17 protein-coding genes and 1 pseudogene are annotated in these 15,867 nt (G+C 28.8%); 8 read left to right on the plus strand and 10 right to left on the minus strand.

From position 1 onward, the window contains the following. Window positions 1-4: 4 nt before the first annotated feature. From crtI to rnhA, 7 genes and pseudogenes are all read left to right on the plus strand, one after another. Window positions 5-1,462 (plus strand): phytoene desaturase family protein, encoded by a 1,458-nt coding sequence (gene crtI, locus AC5SL9_RS05605; RefSeq protein WP_011281485.1) that lies wholly within the window; start codon window positions 5-7, stop codon window positions 1,460-1,462. Further along, the gene (locus AC5SL9_RS05610) at window positions 1,462-2,313 is read left to right on the plus strand and encodes a phytoene/squalene synthase family protein (protein WP_494573942.1); all 852 of its coding nucleotides are present in this window, start codon (window positions 1,462-1,464) and stop codon (window positions 2,311-2,313) included. The genes crtI and AC5SL9_RS05610 overlap by 1 nt, the downstream gene beginning before the upstream one ends. Then, window positions 2,300-3,376 (plus strand): lycopene cyclase family protein, encoded by a 1,077-nt coding sequence (locus AC5SL9_RS05615; protein ID WP_494573943.1) that lies wholly within the window; start codon window positions 2,300-2,302, stop codon window positions 3,374-3,376. Before AC5SL9_RS05610 ends, AC5SL9_RS05615 begins: the two co-directional genes overlap by 14 nt. Beyond that, on the plus strand, window positions 3,366-4,304 hold the full coding sequence (locus AC5SL9_RS05620; protein WP_494573944.1) for a Brp/Blh family beta-carotene 15,15'-dioxygenase: 939 nt from the start codon (window positions 3,366-3,368) through the stop codon (window positions 4,302-4,304). Before AC5SL9_RS05615 ends, AC5SL9_RS05620 begins: the two co-directional genes overlap by 11 nt. Continuing rightward, the gene (ispH, locus tag AC5SL9_RS05625) at window positions 4,294-5,238 is read left to right on the plus strand and encodes a 4-hydroxy-3-methylbut-2-enyl diphosphate reductase (protein ID WP_271741499.1); all 945 of its coding nucleotides are present in this window, start codon (window positions 4,294-4,296) and stop codon (window positions 5,236-5,238) included. The genes AC5SL9_RS05620 and ispH overlap by 11 nt, the downstream gene beginning before the upstream one ends. Beyond that, window positions 5,239-6,206 (plus strand): annotated as a pseudogene (locus AC5SL9_RS05630) (homoserine kinase). Then, window positions 6,206-6,631 (plus strand): ribonuclease HI, encoded by a 426-nt coding sequence (gene rnhA / locus AC5SL9_RS05635; protein ID WP_011281491.1) that lies wholly within the window; start codon window positions 6,206-6,208, stop codon window positions 6,629-6,631. Before AC5SL9_RS05630 ends, rnhA begins: the two are co-directional and overlap by 1 nt. On the opposite strand, the gene AC5SL9_RS05640 is transcribed toward rnhA, so the two are convergent. The 9 genes from AC5SL9_RS05640 to AC5SL9_RS05680 all read right to left on the minus strand — a co-directional run bounded on the left by AC5SL9_RS05640 (window position 6,623) and on the right by AC5SL9_RS05680 (window position 14,757). Continuing rightward, window positions 6,623-7,108: a peroxiredoxin gene (locus tag AC5SL9_RS05640; RefSeq protein WP_006997781.1), complete on the minus strand. Its 486-nt coding sequence runs from the start codon at window positions 7,106-7,108 to the stop codon at window positions 6,623-6,625. The two genes, rnhA and AC5SL9_RS05640, sit on opposite strands and share 9 nt — an antisense overlap. Further along, window positions 7,105-8,484: a threonine synthase gene (gene thrC, locus AC5SL9_RS05645; RefSeq protein ID WP_006997780.1), complete on the minus strand. Its 1,380-nt coding sequence runs from the start codon at window positions 8,482-8,484 to the stop codon at window positions 7,105-7,107. Before thrC ends, AC5SL9_RS05640 begins: the two co-directional genes overlap by 4 nt. Next, window positions 8,485-9,138 carry an SURF1 family protein gene (locus AC5SL9_RS05650; protein WP_011281492.1) on the minus strand — a complete coding sequence of 218 codons (654 nt, stop codon included), beginning with the start codon at window positions 9,136-9,138 and terminating at the stop codon, window positions 8,485-8,487. It abuts the gene before it with no gap. Window positions 9,139-9,148: 10 nt separating this feature from the next. Next, window positions 9,149-9,937, minus strand: a complete 789-nt coding sequence (locus tag AC5SL9_RS05655) for a cytochrome c oxidase subunit 3 (RefSeq protein WP_011281493.1) — start codon at window positions 9,935-9,937, stop codon at window positions 9,149-9,151. A 2-nt stretch (window positions 9,938-9,939) separates the two neighbouring features. Beyond that, window positions 9,940-10,476: a cytochrome c oxidase assembly protein gene (locus AC5SL9_RS05660; RefSeq protein WP_011281494.1), complete on the minus strand. Its 537-nt coding sequence runs from the start codon at window positions 10,474-10,476 to the stop codon at window positions 9,940-9,942. A gap of 121 nt (window positions 10,477-10,597) precedes the next feature. Continuing rightward, window positions 10,598-11,509 (minus strand): heme o synthase, encoded by a 912-nt coding sequence (gene cyoE / locus AC5SL9_RS05665; protein ID WP_006997775.1) that lies wholly within the window; start codon window positions 11,507-11,509, stop codon window positions 10,598-10,600. A 32-nt stretch (window positions 11,510-11,541) separates the two neighbouring features. Continuing rightward, window positions 11,542-13,176 carry a cytochrome c oxidase subunit I gene (gene ctaD / locus AC5SL9_RS05670; protein WP_011281496.1) on the minus strand — a complete coding sequence of 545 codons (1,635 nt, stop codon included), beginning with the start codon at window positions 13,174-13,176 and terminating at the stop codon, window positions 11,542-11,544. Between the two features lie 2 nt (window positions 13,177-13,178). Beyond that, window positions 13,179-13,994 carry a cytochrome c oxidase subunit II gene (gene coxB, locus AC5SL9_RS05675; RefSeq protein ID WP_271623272.1) on the minus strand — a complete coding sequence of 272 codons (816 nt, stop codon included), beginning with the start codon at window positions 13,992-13,994 and terminating at the stop codon, window positions 13,179-13,181. A gap of 61 nt (window positions 13,995-14,055) precedes the next feature. Further along, a complete protein-coding gene (locus AC5SL9_RS05680) occupies window positions 14,056-14,757 on the minus strand; it encodes an RsmE family RNA methyltransferase (RefSeq protein ID WP_494573945.1) in 702 nt (233 codons plus the stop codon). Between the two features lie 17 nt (window positions 14,758-14,774). Between AC5SL9_RS05680 and AC5SL9_RS05685 the strand changes: the two genes are divergently transcribed. After that, entirely contained in the window at window positions 14,775-15,437 is a 663-nt protein-coding gene (locus AC5SL9_RS05685) for a haloacid dehalogenase type II (protein WP_006997771.1), read from the plus strand. On the opposite strand, the gene AC5SL9_RS05690 is transcribed toward AC5SL9_RS05685, so the two are convergent. Further along, window positions 15,430-15,789, minus strand: a complete 360-nt coding sequence (locus AC5SL9_RS05690) for a winged helix-turn-helix transcriptional regulator (RefSeq protein ID WP_006997770.1) — start codon at window positions 15,787-15,789, stop codon at window positions 15,430-15,432. The genes AC5SL9_RS05685 and AC5SL9_RS05690 overlap by 8 nt on opposite strands. Window positions 15,790-15,867: the final 78 nt, after the last annotated feature.

Genomic DNA, 15,867 nt, shown 5'->3' on the forward strand with positions numbered 1-15,867 from the left:
CCCAATGAAATCTATTGTCATTGGTTCTGGATTTGGTGGTATAGCTGCAGCATTAAGATTAAGAGCTAAAAATCATAAAGTAACTCTAATTGAAAAACATCCTGATTTAGGGGGAAGAGCCAGGGTATTTAAAAAAAATGGTTTTACTTTTGATGCTGGTCCAACAGTTATTACTGCACCCTATCTAATTGAAGAGCTTTTCACTTTATTTAATAAGAAGTCTCAGGATTATATAAAACTCACTCCCTTAAAAACTTGGTATAGATTTATTTATGAGGATGGAGGTGTATTTGATTATTCTGGAAATGAAGATCAAATGAAAAAACAAATTGAAAAAATAAATAAAGAAGATGTTAAAGGCTATGAACAACTTGTAAAATTTACAAAAAAAATATTTGATAAAGGCTTCACAGAACTGGCTGATGTGCCATTTGATAAACCCCTTGTGATGATGAAGCAATTACCTTCTTTACTAAAGCTTAAAAGCTATAAATCAGTTTATTCATTAGTTTCATCATATATAAAAAATGAAAAATTAAGACGTATGCTAAGTATGCATCCTCTTTTAGTTGGTGGAAACCCTTTTACAACAACTTCTATATATGGATTAATTCTATATCTAGAAAAAAAATGGGGTATTCATTACTCAATGGGTGGAACTGGTAACATAATTAATGGCTTAGAAAAATTAATGATTGAACAAGAAATTGAAGTGATCAAAGGACATGAGGTTACTAAGATAATTTCTGATAATGGGAAAATTAGTGGAGTAAAATTGGATAATCAGAAAGAAATGCTTTCGAATAATGTGATATGTAATGCTGATCCTCCTGCCGTATATGAAAAACTTCTAAGTCTAAATAAAACAAGCCCTCTATTTAAATGGAAACAAAATCGAATGCAGTATTCTATGGGTCTATTTGTTTACTATTTTGGAACAAAAAAAACATACCCAGATGTTGAACATCACACAATCAAATTTGGTGATAAATATAAAGAACACCTGAGTGATATTTTTGATAATAAAAAATTAAATGATGACATAAGCTATTACCTTCATAGACCATCAGCTACAGATAAATCAATGGCGCCTGAAGGAAATGATTGCTTTTATGTTCTTGTACCCGTCCCAAACAATCAATCCAAAATTGATTGGAAAATTGAAGGTGAAAAAATGAAGAATTTAGTAATAGATAAAATGGAAAAAGCATTACTACCAAATCTTAGAGAAAATATTATTGAAGATTTTTACTTAACGCCAGATTATTTTGAAAATGAATTGAATACCAAATTTGGATCAGGTTTTTCGATCCAGCCAAAATTTACTCAATCTGCATATTTTAGATTTCATAATAAATCAGAAATTTATGATGGATTATACTTTGTTGGAGCAGGAACGCACCCAGGTGCAGGAGTTCCAGGTGTGCTCTCTTCAGCAAAAGTTTTAGATAAAATATTATAATGTCAAAAAATAATTATTTATCTATTTATGCCAAATCTTTTAACTGGGCAGGTTTTTTTTTACCAAAAAATATTTATGAAAAATGCTCATCTCTTTATGATTTTTGCCGAACAATAGATGATATTGCTGATGATAAGAATGAACTAAATATTAAAAAGAAAAATTTATTAATTTTTAAGAATAATTTTATAAATAAAAATTTTGATAATTTGATAATAAAAAATATATGGATCCTTATGGAAGAAAATAAAATTTCAATCAAGATTGTTGAAGATTTATTTGATGGTATTGAGTCTGATTTAAATGAAGTAGTTAAATTTAACAAAAAAAAAGAATTGTTAATATACTCTTATAGAGTTGCTGGTACTGTAGGCTTAATGATGGCAAAAATTTTAGGGGTACAAAATAAAAACTCCATGAAATCAGCAATAGATCTTGGTATTGCAATGCAATTAACAAATATTTCAAGAGATGTAATTGAGGATATGAATAATAATAGATTTTATATTAATCATGACTTCGAGACTATAAAGAATACATTAAGTATGGCTGATTTGTTCTACGAAAGCTCCTTTGCCTCTATAAAAGAAATTCCTTTTAGGTTTAGGTTTGCAATACTTGTTGCTAGAAGAATTTATAGAAAAATTGGTGCTAAAATTTTACAAAAAGAAAATATATACAATTACAATAGAAGCAGAAAAATCTATGTAGCTAATTTAGGTAAGTTGTACCAAACATTTCTATCTATATTAGACTTGATAAAACTCATATTTATAAATGAAAAAAACCACCTTAGAAATAAAGAGCATCTTTTAATCAATGAAGAAATAGATTTAAATGAAAGAATTTGATTATATCATAATTGGAGGTGGATGTGCAGGATTGTCACTTGCGTATGAGCTAGACCTTCATAACAAACTAAAAGATGCAACTTTAGCAATCATAGAGCCACGATTAGAATACAAAAGAGATAAGACTTGGTCTTATTGGAAGACCATAGATCATAACTTTCAAGATTGTGTTCAGAAAAGTTGGAATAATTTTTCAATAAATATACCTGGAAAAACAAAATTTTTAGAGTGCAACGGATTACCTTATGAAGCTATAGATAGTGGTTTATTTTATGAAAAAATAAATACACGATTAAAAAAAAATAAAAATATTAGCTTTTACAAAAATACTAATGAAATAGACCTAAATAGTGCTTTTATCTTTAATAGCGTTCCCCTACTGGATTCTAAAGAGGATAAGCTCTGGCAACATTTTAAAGGTATTGAGATTGAAACTAAAAAAAATGTATTTGATGATGAAATTTTTAATTTGATGGATTTTGATTGTGATCAACGTGATAGTGTTCATTTTTTTTACACATTGCCTTATACAAAAAATAAAGCTTTAATTGAAACTACATGGTTATCTAAGATAAAAAATGATTCTTTAAAAGATTATGATGAACAATTAAAAAATTATATAAGAAATTATCTTAATATTAGAGATTATAAGGTTACCTATAGCGAAGTAGGTGCAATCCCATTATTTCATCCCACAATTTCTAATGAAAGAAATAAAATGAACATTGGTACTGCTGGGGGAATGACTCGATTGAGTACTGGTTATACCTTTTTAAATATACAAGAGCACAGCAAATACATAAGAAAAAATATTCACACTATCAAAGAGAGTAAAAGATATGAAATTAATAAAAAATATAAATTTTTGGACAAAATATTTTTAAAAGTTCTTAATTACCATCCTGAAAAAATGGCAAATATATTTTTTGATATGTTTAACAATTCGCCTGAGACAATTATTAAATTTTTGTCTAATAAAAGTACTTTATTACAAGATTTATTTATAATACTTAAAATGCCTAAATGGCTTTTTATCAAAATATTTTTTAAAAATGATAAATAATCAAATTAAAAAAATTAATTTCTTTCATTCTATTATTTTTTTATTTTTTTCTACTTCACTTGCTCTTATTTTTGATCAATTTAAAAGTCTGTCTATATCTCCAATTATTTGTCTATTACTAATCCTATCAATTGGAATCTCACATGGTGCATTGGATAATCAAAAAGGTAAAAGGCTGATAAAATTATATAATATTAATAATATTTATTATTTTTACTTAATTTATTTAATAATTGCTGCTACTATAATTATTATTTGGCTGCTTGCGCCAACTTTATCACTGATTATTTTTTTAGTTGTTGCTGCCTATCATTTTGGTAAAGAAGATACAGAATTTCTAATAACTAAAAAATCTAACATAGATATAATTCTTTATTTTCTGAAAGGAATATTAATTATTATTGCACCCTTAATGTTTCATTTTGTTGAAACAATCAATATTTTTAAATTATTATTAATACAAAATGAAAGTTTTTATTTATTTTTAAATTTTATAGAAAATAATTATATAATTTCTTTTATTTTTTTAATCTCCTTACTCGCAAATATTTATTTTTTTTTAAAAGATTTTAAACTAGTTAACTTATTAATATTTTTTGACTTCACTTCAATTTTAATTTTAAATTACTTCTTTACACCTTTGGTCGCCTTCACATTATATTTTTGCTTTTTGCATTCTTTTAGGCACTCTCTCTCATTAATTACTGAATTAGATAAATATAATTTTAAAAATGGGCTATTAATTTTTATCAAAAAAGCTGCGCCCTTGACGATTTTGACTGCTATTTTCTATTTGTTAAGCTTATATTATCTTTCAAATCACTACCTAGTAAACGAGGCAATATATAAAGTTATATTTATTGGTTTGGCGTCCTTAACCTTTCCACATATATTGCTTGAATACTTTCTAGAAAAAAATGAAAAATAAAGAAATTAAAATATTATTATCAGCACCACGTGGCTTTTGCGCTGGTGTTGAGCGAGCTATAGAAATTGTCAAAAAAAGTATTACAAAATATGGAGCTCCAGTTTATGTGCGTCATGAAATAGTCCATAACAAACATGTTGTGGATAGTCTTAAGGCAATTGGTGCAATATTTGTAGAAAAACTTGATGAGATTAAAGATAAAAGTAGGCCTGTAATATTTTCCGCTCATGGTGTTCCAAAGTCAGTACCACAACAAGCAAATGGCTATAAAATGGAATATATAGATGCTACTTGTCCACTTGTATCCAAAGTACATAGAGAAGCAGAAAATCTTTATAAAGCTGGATACCATATTGTCCTTATAGGACATATTAATCATCCCGAAGTTATAGGAACTATGGGGCAATTGCCTGAAGGCTCAATTGATTTAATTCAGGATGAGCATGATGTTGAGACTTATGAACTAGATGATAATAAAAAAATTGCTTATGTTACCCAGACAACACTCTCAGTTGATGACACAAAAAATATAATTAAAGCTTTAAAAAAAAAGTTTCCTAAAATTAAAGAACCATTTAAAGAGGATATTTGTTACGCAACTACTAATCGTCAATCTGCTGTAAAAAATATAGCTAAAAAATGTGACATGTTTTTTGTTTTAGGAAGCAGAAATTCTTCAAATTCTGTGCGCCTAGTTGAGGTAGCTGAACAATCAGGGTGTCCTCATTCTGAATTGATACACTCCGATAGTGAAATTCCATTTGAAAAATTAGAAAATTGTAAAGTTATTGGTATTTCCTCTGGAGCTTCTGCACCAGAAATTTTAGTTGAAAACTTTATTAACGAAATTAAAAGTAAATTTAAAGTAAAAATTGAAATAGTTGAGATCATAAAAGAAAACATTGTATTTAAAGTTCCAGGAAAATTGAATTAAATGGCTGTATACACGAAGTTAATTAAAAAAGATATTTCATCATTAATTAACAATTATCAAATTAATAAAATAGAAAAATTCCAAGGTATAAAAAAAGGAATTGAAAATACAAATTATTTATTAAAAACAAAACAGAATAAATTTATTTTAACAATTTTTGAAAAGCGGGTTAAAAAAAAGGATCTACCTTTTTTTATGAATTTAATGGAGAAGTTAAATCATAAAAAAATTATTTGTCCTAAACCTTTAAGAACTAAAAAAGGAACACATATAACCAATATTAAAACAAAATCAGCCTGTATTGTAACTTTTTTAGAAGGCAAAGATAAAACAATCCTTAACAATAAAAACTGTTTTGATGTGGGAAAAAATATTGCAAAATTTCATAAAGTTACTACAAAATTAAAATTATATAGGCAAAATTCTATGTCAATACATAGACTTAATGGTTTGTTGAAAACTATAAAATTTAAATCTAATCAAATTACACCTAATCTTAAAAACACGCTCAACCTGTGTCTAAAAGATATCAAAAATAAATGGCCCAAAAATCTACCTCAAGGAATTATTCATGGTGATCTTTTTATAGATAATATTTTTTTTAATAAAAATAAATTTTCAGGTTTTATTGATTTTTATTTTTCATCTAATGACTATTTGATATATGAAATTGCAATCTGCATTAATGCTTTATGTTTCGATAAAAAAAAAATAAGTTTGTAATGAATAGTAGTAAGATTAAAAACTTAATTAATGGATATGAAAATATAAGAACTTTATCTAAAAAAGAAAAAGATGCACTAAATGTAATGTGTAGAGGCGCTGCGTTACGATATCTTTTAACAAGGATATATGATTATTTTAACACTCCAAAAACTGCTTTGATTAAAATAAAAGACCCTATGGAATATCTACAAAAATTAATTATTCACAATAATCTTGGTCACTATAAAGATTATTATAAGTAATGATTAAAATTTATACAGATGGATCATGTTTAAATAACCCCGGTAATGGTGGTTGGGCTGCAATTATAAACCAAAATGGTGAAGTCAAAGAAATTAGTGGGAGCGTAAAAGACACTACTAATAATAAAATGGAATTGATGGCTCCTATTATGGCTCTAAAACAAATTAAACAAAATGATCAAATTGAAATCTATACCGACTCACAATATGTAAGATTAGGAATTACTGAATGGGTGCATAAATGGATAAAAAATAATTGGCAAACTTCAAAGAAAGAACCTGTTAAGAATAAAGAACTTTGGATACAACTATACGAGCTAACAAATCAATTTGAAATAAAATGGATTTGGGTTAAAGCACATGCAGGTAATGCCCTAAATGAAGAAGTAGATTTACTCGCAAAAAAAGCTGCTGAATTAAACTAATGATAGAAAATTTTGTGCTGCTGAAATTTCACAAGCACCAGCGTCTTCCTCTTCTTGTAATTTAATAACTTTAAGATTATCAATTAACATTGTGTATCTATTAGATCTAATTCCCAATCCTCTGGCACTTTTATCTACATCTGCACCTATTGCTTTTGTAAATTCTAAGAAAGGATCTGCCATCATTATAATTTTATTTTCTACATTTTGGCTTTTCCCCCAAGAGTCCATTACAAACGGATCATTTACAGAAATACAGACGATGTGATCTATGCCTTTTTCTTTATATTTTTCATAGTTATTTACGTATCCAGGCAAGTGTTTAGCTGAACAAACGGATGTATATGCTCCTGGTAAACCAAAAAGAACAATTTTTTTATCCTTATAAAATTCATGCGTATTTTTTTTAGTAGGATTACCATCTTCCATAATAAAAAATTCTGAATTTGGTATGTTATCGTTCTCTTTTAATTTCATTGTAATTTTTCCTTAATATATTTTTGAGTTTCATTTATATTATTTGAAATTATATCATAATTTTCTTTTTCATTCATTATATATTGTAATTCATTTGGAAGACTTGACTTGATACCAATTGATTTATCAATTGCGTCTGGAAACTTACAGGGGTGTGCTGTTGCTAAAACAATATTGTTACCTTCTATGTTAATTTTTTTTAATGCACCAAAGCCTATTGCACTGTGGGGGTCTAATATAACATTATATCTATTATGAACATCTTTAATAATATTTAAAACTTCAGTTTCACTCATATTTTCTGAAAGAAAATCTTTACTAATTTTTTGTAATTTATCTTTTGGAATAATATATTTTCCCTCTTCTTTAATTTTTTTCATAACATTGCCAGTTTCAACATCATTAAAATCATTTAAATCATAAATTAATCTTTCAAAATTACTTGCAATTTGAATATCCATACTTGGCGAATTTGTTTCAATCACTGTTTCAGCTTCATATTTTCCATTTGTGATTGCTCTATGCAAAATATCATTTTGATTTGTTGCTACTATAAGTTTATTTATTGGTAGACCCATTTTTTTAGAAAGATAACCAGCATAAACATCGCCAAAATTACCAGTTGGAACTGAAAAATTAACAAGCCTGTCATCCCGTATTTGAAAATATGTATAAAAATAATAAACAGCTTGTGCAATAATTCTTGCCCAATTTATTGAATTTACACCAGACATGTTTATTGAATTAGAGAATTCTTTATCTGCAAACATTGCCTTAACTAAATTTTGACAATCATCAAAATTACCATTTATAGCAATATTAAATACATTTTTTTCTTTAACTGTAGACATTATTTTTCTCTGAACCTGTGAAACTTTATTGTGTGGGTGTAGAACAAATATATTTATATTCTCTTTACCCTTAATTGCATCTATAGCAGCAGCACCAGTATCTCCTGATGTTGCAACTATAATATTAATTTGTTTACTATTTTTACTTAGATAATATTCATAAAAATTACCAAGTAACTGCATTGCTATATCCTTAAAAGCAAGTGTTGGACCATGAAATAATTCTAAAATCTTAGCATCACCAATTTTTATCAAATCTACGACGTTATCTTTTCGAAATGAAGAATATGACTTGTCTACAATTAATGACAGCTCTGCTTCTGTCATGAAATCACCAATAAATGGGAAAATTATTTTTTTTGCTAAGTCTTGATAGCTTAAATTACTTAAAGAGTTTAATTCTTCAGTAGTGTATTTTTTTATTTTTTTTGGGATAAATAGACCACCATCATCTGCTAGTCCTTTGATAAATACCTCCTCAAAACTGTACTCTTTTGAGTTATCTCTAGTGCTTATATATTTCATCTAATAATTTTTTTTTCTCAAATATAAATATATTAAAAGAATTGAAATCGCTAACGAAAACCAAGTTAATGCATATTTTTTATGATTATTTGAAATATTTGCTGTAATTGATTTTGGTTTAGGAAATTCATTATTTCCAGAAAGATAAATTACATAAGGAGAAAAATTTTTACCTGTGAATTTAAAAATATCATCTCTATCTAATGTAAACCAGTAATTTTCAGATAGATCGTTTTCAGGCTTAAATATATTGGGTTTGATTTGTTTTCTCAAAACTCCATTAATATAGTTTTCATCTATTACGTTTATAGTTTCATCTTCTTTTTTATTAAATGGTATCCAGCCTCTATTTAATAAATAGTTATTATTGCCAACTTTTAATGGGTTAATAACTTCAAAGCCCGGTTTCCCTTTTTCATTTAAGTTATAAAGATAAATTTGTTTTTCAAAATCAATTGATCCTCTAGTTTTAACTCTAAGATAATTTTTATGTTTACTGTTTGATAAATTGACAGGTATGTCTTTCAGAGATGTCTCTATTTGATTAATTAATTCTAATTTCCAATTAAGTCTAATAATTTGCCAACTCCCTAATGCTAGAAAGACAGAAATGAAGAAAAATACAAAAATAGAAAATAAAAATTTATATCTCAAGAGCTAAAAATTAACTTCCCCAAATATAAATGGCAGCAAATAAAAATAGCCACACAACATCTACAAAGTGCCAATACCAAGCAGCTGCTTCAAATCCAAAGTGATGCTTTTCAGTAAAGTGACCTTTTCTTGCTCTCATTAAACATACCGCTAAAAATATAGTACCAATGATAACGTGAAAACCATGAAAGCCTGTTGCCATATAAAATACTGAGCCATATATATTTCCTGCAAAATCAAAAGTTGCATGCTGATATTCATAAACTTGCAGTAGTGAAAAAGAAAAACCAAGTATCACTGTTAGAACTAGTCCTTGAATAAAGCTTTTTCTATCACCTTCTAACAATGCGTGGTGTGACCATGTTACTGTCGTTCCTGATAATAATAAAATTAATGTATTGATTAGTGGGATATCCCATGGATCAAAAGTTACAATATCTTTGGGTGGCCATATTCCTCCTATTGCTAAAGATGGAAATAAACTTGCATCAAAATAAGCCCAAAACCATGCAACAAAGAACATAACTTCTGAAGCAATGAACAATGTCATTCCATATCTGTGGTGAATTTGTACTACTGGTGTGTGATGACCTTGGTGCTCTGCTTCGATAACAACATCTCTAAACCACATGTATGTTCCATATAATAGTAGTGCTAATCCCAAATACATTCCCCAAGAAACTTCGCTATGTAGATAATAAACTGAACCTATTGCTAAAATTAAGCATGAAAATGAAACGTAGATAGGCCATGGACTTGGGTCTACTAAATGATAGTCATGTTTTTTTTCTGCGGACATTTTTATAATTTTGATTGGTTATAGTAATCTGATGAAAAAAAAGTATAGGACATAGTTACATCTTTAATATTTTTAGTATTGGGATCATTTACCATTTCTGGATCCAAATAAAAAGTCATAATATAAGTGGCCTTTTCGCCTGCTTTTAAGGCCTGTTTTTCAAAACAAAAACATCCCAATTTGCTATAATATTTACCAAATGATGATGGGGAAACATTGAAAGATGCAACTCCATAAGTCGTTTCATTGCCATAGTTTTCAACTTCAAATTCGATTCGGTTCACTTGACCAATTTTAACATCCATAACATTTGTTTTTGCTTTAAAATTCCAAGGAAGTTTATTTACATTTGTATCAAAACGAACGCTAACTTTTTGGTTTAAAATTATATCTGGCGCTTCTCTTGATATTTGTGTTGTTCCACCAAACCCAGTTACTCTACAAAATAAATCATACAAGGGTACTGCAGCAAATGAGAGTCCTAACATTAAAAAAAATATTCCAGCTAAAAGAATTGGAGTTAAGGTTTTATTTTTCACTATATTGATCTATCAAAAACACCCGTATTATAAAGTGTAAAAAAAAACAGAAATATCATAAATCCTATTATTGCTACTGCTGTTAAAATATTTTTTCGCTTAGTTTTTTTGTCTGGTATCATCATAATATCTTATCTATCAAAAAAATAACGAATATCAAAAACAAATATAAAATTGAATATCCAAATATTGTTTTTGCTTTCTTGGGGTTAAATTTATTTTTTTTAAACTTATAAAGCTCAAAACATAAAATGTTATAATACAATGTAAGCATTAGGGCTGGTACTAGAAATACTAATCCAACAAAATCTATTGCGTAGGGTAAAATAACCATTGGCAACATTAATAATGAATAAACTAAAATATTTATTTTAGTGCTCTCTATCCCATTAGTTAATGGAAGCATTGGAATTTTTGCCTTTTTATAATCATCTGATTTATAAAGACTTAACGCCCAAAAATGCGATGGTGTCCAAAAAAATATAATCAGAAAAAAGGTTATTGGCTCAAGAGATAATGAGTTAGTTGCTATAGTCCATCCAATTACTGGCGGTAATGCTCCTGCAGCACCTCCAATGACAATGTTTTGTGGAGTTTTTCTCTTTAACCAGATTGTATAAACAAAAACATAAAATAAAATTGTAAACAGCAGTAATACTGCTGAAATTGTATTAGCAAAATAATCTAATGCGATTACTGAAAAAAATGAAAGTGATGTTCCAAAAATTAAGGCTTGGTTTTTATTAACCTTTCCCATTGGAATTGGTCTCAAGCAAGTTCTTGTCATTAATGCATCAAGATCAGATTCGTACCACATATTTAGAGCACCAGCGGCTCCTGCACCAATTGATACTAAAAGAATTGCAATCATTGCATCTTTTGTAGAAACTGTAGAAGGCGCCATTAACAAACCCACAGCACACGTGAAGATTACCAAAGACATTACCCTTGGTTTCATTAGCTTGAATAATTCAGAAAAATTAAACACATTCACTTGGTTTAAATTTCTATTTTTTAATTTAGAGTTAATCATCAATATTTAATATAGAAAAAGCTGTAACTTTATTAACTAGATACTTTTTCAGCACCATCTGGATCTTCAAATTTTGGTAATTCCTCAAAAGTATGAAAATTTGGTGGTGATGGTACAGTCCATTCTAGAGTTGTAGCTCCTTCTCCCCAAGGGTTCTGAGCTGCAGCTTTTTTCTTAGAAAAAGAATAAATTAAGTTAGCAAAAAATACTAGTAAGCCAGCAACCGCTATGTATGAGCCGATTGACGAAACATAATTCCATCCAGCAAATGCATCAGGGTAATCAGCATATCTTCTTGGCATTCCAGCTAAACCTAAAAAATGTTGAGGGAAAAATACTAAGTTCACTCCAATAAATGTTAACCAAAAATGTAATTGTCCCATCCATTCTGAATACTCATACCCAGACATTTTACCAAACCAATAATAAAATCCTGCAAAGATTGCAAATACTGCACCTAAAGATAATACATAATGAAAATGAGCAACTACATAATAAGTATCATGCATTGCAGTATCAACACCTGCATTTGCAAGAACAACACCTGTTACACCACCTACTGTAAATAAAAATATAAAACCTAATGCCCACATCATGGGAGTTTTAAATGAAATTGATCCACCCCACATTGTTGCAATCCATGAAAATATTTTAATCCCTGTTGGGACCGCAATAATCATTGTTGCAGCTAAAAAATATGCTTTAGTGTCTGTACTTAAACCTACCGTATACATGTGGTGAGCCCAAACAACAAACCCAACAACCCCAATTGAAACCATCGCATAAGCCATTCCTAAATATCCAAATACAGGTTTCTTAGAAAATGTTGAAACGATATGACTGATCATTCCAAAGCCAGGTAAAATTAAAATATAAACTTCAGGGTGACCAAAGAACCAAAATAAGTGTTGGTATAAAACTGGATCTCCTCCAGTTTGAGCATCAAAAAATGCTGTTCCAAAATTTCTATCTGTTAAAAGCATTGTGATAGCACCAGCTAAAACAGGTAGTGATAGTAATAATAAAAATGCTGTAACTAAAACAGACCAAGCAAATAAAGGCATTTTATGCAAAGTCATGCCTGGCGTTCTCATATTTAAAATTGTTGTAATAAAGTTAACTGCTCCTAAAATTGAAGAAGCTCCAGCTAAGTGTAAGCTTAAAATAGCAAAATCCATAGCAGGTCCTGGTTGTCCAGCTTTTGACGATAAAGGTGGATATAAAGTCCATCCTCCACCAACACCTTGCTGACCTGGAGGGCCATCTACAAATATTGAAAGTAATAGTAAAATAAATGAAGCTGGTAATAACCAAAATGAAATATTATTCATTCTTGGAAAAGCCATATCAGGTGCACCGATCATAATTGGGACAAACCAATTACCAAATCCACCAATCATTGCAGGCATTACCATAAAGAAAATCATTATTAATCCATGGCCTGTAACCAACACATTATATAAGTGATAGTTGCCACCTAAAATTCCATCACCAGGATGCATCAATTCAATTCTCATTAATACTGAAAAAGCTGTACCAATAATTCCTGCAACAATTGCAAAAATTAAATACATTGTACCAATGTCTTTGTGGTTAGTTGAGTAAGCCCAACGTTTCCAACCTGTTGGTGTGTGATGATCGTCGTGTGATGCTGTTTTTGTGTACATTTTTATTTACTCGCTAGTTTTTTATATTCATTTACTGCAATTGGCTCTTTTGCAAATTTCATTTTAGCCTCTGCTAACCATATTGCATATTCTTCATCTGTCACAACTTTTACTGTGATAGGCATAAAAGCATGCTCAATTCCACAAAGTTCAGAACATTGACCATAGTACGTTCCAACTTTTTCAGCTTTAAACCAAGTTTCGTTTATTCTTCCAGGAACTGCGTCTCTCTTAACTCCAAATGATGGTAATGCCCAAGCATGCAAAACATCGTTGGCTGTAATTAAAACTTTAACCACTTTATTAACTGGAACAATAACTTCATTATCAACAGTTAATAATCTAGGTTGGTTTTCTTTTAATTCAGCTTCTTTAATCATATACGATTCAAAAATAATATTTTCATCAGGATACTCGTAGCCCCAGTACCACTGGTAACCAACAGCTTTAATTGTTAGGTCAGCTTTTGGAATAGTATCTTGTTTATACAAAATTTTAAAAGATGGAACTGCCATCACTATCAAAATTAAACATGGAATCAGTGTCCACAAAACCTCTACAGCAACATTGTGAGTAGTTTTTGATGGGTTAGGATTTTTTGACGCTCTAAATCTTATACAAACATAAATCATAAGAAATAAAACAAAAACACTAATAGCAATAATTACAGGAAGGAGAATGTTGTTATGAAAACTAACAATCTCAGTCATACTTTGAGAGGCAGAATCTTGAAAGCCTAGCTGCCAGTTTTTAGGCTGATCCGCCCAGGCGCTAGTTATTAACATTGTAGTTATAATTGTTATTAAAAATTTTTTCATTTGTTACACACTATATAAAGTGTCTTTTAAAAAATTACACTTTAGTTTTCGCGACAAAATATCAATTAATTAGGTAATTAACAATTGATAAGGCTGAAATTACAGCAGTTTCTGATCTAAGTATATTTTCGTTTATTTTAATTGGCTGAACCCCTTTAAAGGCAAGAATCTCCCCCCTTTCTTCTTCAGAAAAATCTCCCTCTGGACCAATAATTACACAAGTTGGATTATGAGCTAATTTATTAAAATCTAATTTTTTATTTTCAGAATTTAAATCTGTGAATATTAAGTCCATCTTTTCATGATTTAAAAAACTTTTTAATGATTGGGGATCTTCAATAAGCGGAACATTAATACGATTAGATTGCTCGGCAGCTTCTATGATTACTTTTTCTAATCTTTCTTTATTTATTTTTCTAACAATTGTTCTATCAAATATTATTGGTAAAAATTTTGTAACACCAAGCTCTGTTGCTTTTTGAATCATAAAATTAAAATAATTTGATTTAAGGGGTGAAAAAGCTAACCACAAATCTTTTACATTTTCTTTTTGTCTTAATTGTTTTGTAATATTAAATTCAACTATACTTTTTGAAATAGTTAAAATTTTTGCTTCCCACTCTCCACTGTTATTAAATAAAGAAAAAACCTCGCCCACTTTGATTCTCATTACTTTATTCACATAGTGAGATTGAGATTTATCAAGCTTAGCAGTTAAATTAAGTGATAAACTTTCTTTAAAAAATAATCTAATATTACTCATTAATGTTAAGTTAATTTATGAAAAATATTAAAGCAATAATTTTTGATGCATATGGCACTTTATTTGATGTCAATTCAGCAGCAGAAAAATGTAAAGATAAAATTGGTGATAAATGGGAAGGCTTTGCTAATTATTGGCGAACTACTCAATTAGAATACACTTGGCTTAGAAGTCTAATGAATAGACATAAAGACTTTTGGCAGGTGACAGAAGATAGTTTGGATAAATCTATGAAGGCTTACGAAATAGATTTATCAATGAAAAATGAATTATTAAATCTTTATAAGGTGCTCTCACCTTTTCCTGAAGTACCTGAAATTTTAAAAAGATTAAAAGAAAAAAATTATAAATTAGGTATTCTTTCAAATGGAACACCCTCTCTTCTTAACGAATTAGTTAAGAGTAATAATTTAGATAATATATTTGATGATATTTTTTCAATTGAAGAAGTTGGAATTTATAAACCAGACTCAAAAGTTTATGACATGCCAATTAAAAAATACAAAATACAAAAAGAAGAAGTCGCATTTTTAAGTGCTAATACTTGGGATGTTTCTGGTGGTGGAAATTATGGTTACAGTTCTATTTGGGTAAACAGAAATAATAATATTTTTGATAATCTTGATTATAAACCTAAAGATGAGGTTAAAAACTTAAAACAATTGCTTGATATTATCTAATTCTATTTTCTTCAAAATTCTTATTTAGTTTTACTGAAATAGTTCGAGTATTTCTTTTATTCCACTCTGAAAAGGATCTTAAGATAGGCATAACCGAAAGCCCAAATTCTGTAAGTGAATACTCAACTTTTGGGGGCATTATTCGAATTACTTTTCTATTAATTATTCCATCTCCTTCTAGTTCCTTAAGCTGCTTGGATAACATTTGTTGTGTAATGGTTTTTAATCCTTTTTTGAGCTCACCAAATCTAATTTTTTTACTTTGCAGTAAACTAAACAAAATTCTAATTTTCCATTTACCTCCAAGAAAGTAAACGGCTCTTTCAGCTGGACAATCTATTAAATTTTTCATGGTATGTTTTTGTATACTAGTATGTTTACTTTGCGTTATTGCTTTATTAATACCAAAGCACTAAATAGAAGTCAAATA

The organism is Candidatus Pelagibacter sp. PS_37 (genome assembly GCF_059417825.1).

Excerpts from the sequence above, each read along its gene's own strand:
- AC5SL9_RS05610 (WP_494573942.1), top strand. The coding sequence starts at position 1,462 with ATGTCAAAAAATAATTATTTATCTATTTATGCCAAATCTTTTAACTGG.
- rnhA (WP_011281491.1), top strand. The coding sequence starts at position 6,206 with ATGATTAAAATTTATACAGATGGATCATGTTTAAATAACCCCGGTAAT.
- ctaD (WP_011281496.1), bottom strand. The coding sequence starts at position 13,176 with ATGTACACAAAAACAGCATCACACGACGATCATCACACACCAACAGGT.
- AC5SL9_RS05680 (WP_494573945.1), bottom strand. The coding sequence starts at position 14,757 with ATGAGTAATATTAGATTATTTTTTAAAGAAAGTTTATCACTTAATTTA.
- AC5SL9_RS05655 (WP_011281493.1), bottom strand. The coding sequence starts at position 9,937 with ATGTCCGCAGAAAAAAAACATGACTATCATTTAGTAGACCCAAGTCCA.
- coxB (WP_271623272.1), bottom strand. The coding sequence starts at position 13,994 with ATGAAAAAATTTTTAATAACAATTATAACTACAATGTTAATAACTAGC.
- AC5SL9_RS05640 (WP_006997781.1), bottom strand. The coding sequence starts at position 7,108 with ATGAAATTAAAAGAGAACGATAACATACCAAATTCAGAATTTTTTATT.
- ispH (WP_271741499.1), top strand. The coding sequence starts at position 4,294 with ATGAAAAATAAAGAAATTAAAATATTATTATCAGCACCACGTGGCTTT.
- cyoE (WP_006997775.1), bottom strand. The coding sequence starts at position 11,509 with ATGATTAACTCTAAATTAAAAAATAGAAATTTAAACCAAGTGAATGTG.
- AC5SL9_RS05620 (WP_494573944.1), top strand. The coding sequence starts at position 3,366 with ATGATAAATAATCAAATTAAAAAAATTAATTTCTTTCATTCTATTATT.
- AC5SL9_RS05685 (WP_006997771.1), top strand. The coding sequence starts at position 14,775 with ATGAAAAATATTAAAGCAATAATTTTTGATGCATATGGCACTTTATTT.
- AC5SL9_RS05615 (WP_494573943.1), top strand. The coding sequence starts at position 2,300 with ATGAAAGAATTTGATTATATCATAATTGGAGGTGGATGTGCAGGATTG.
- thrC (WP_006997780.1), bottom strand. The coding sequence starts at position 8,484 with ATGAAATATATAAGCACTAGAGATAACTCAAAAGAGTACAGTTTTGAG.
- crtI (WP_011281485.1), top strand. The coding sequence starts at position 5 with ATGAAATCTATTGTCATTGGTTCTGGATTTGGTGGTATAGCTGCAGCA.
- AC5SL9_RS05690 (WP_006997770.1), bottom strand. The coding sequence starts at position 15,789 with ATGAAAAATTTAATAGATTGTCCAGCTGAAAGAGCCGTTTACTTTCTT.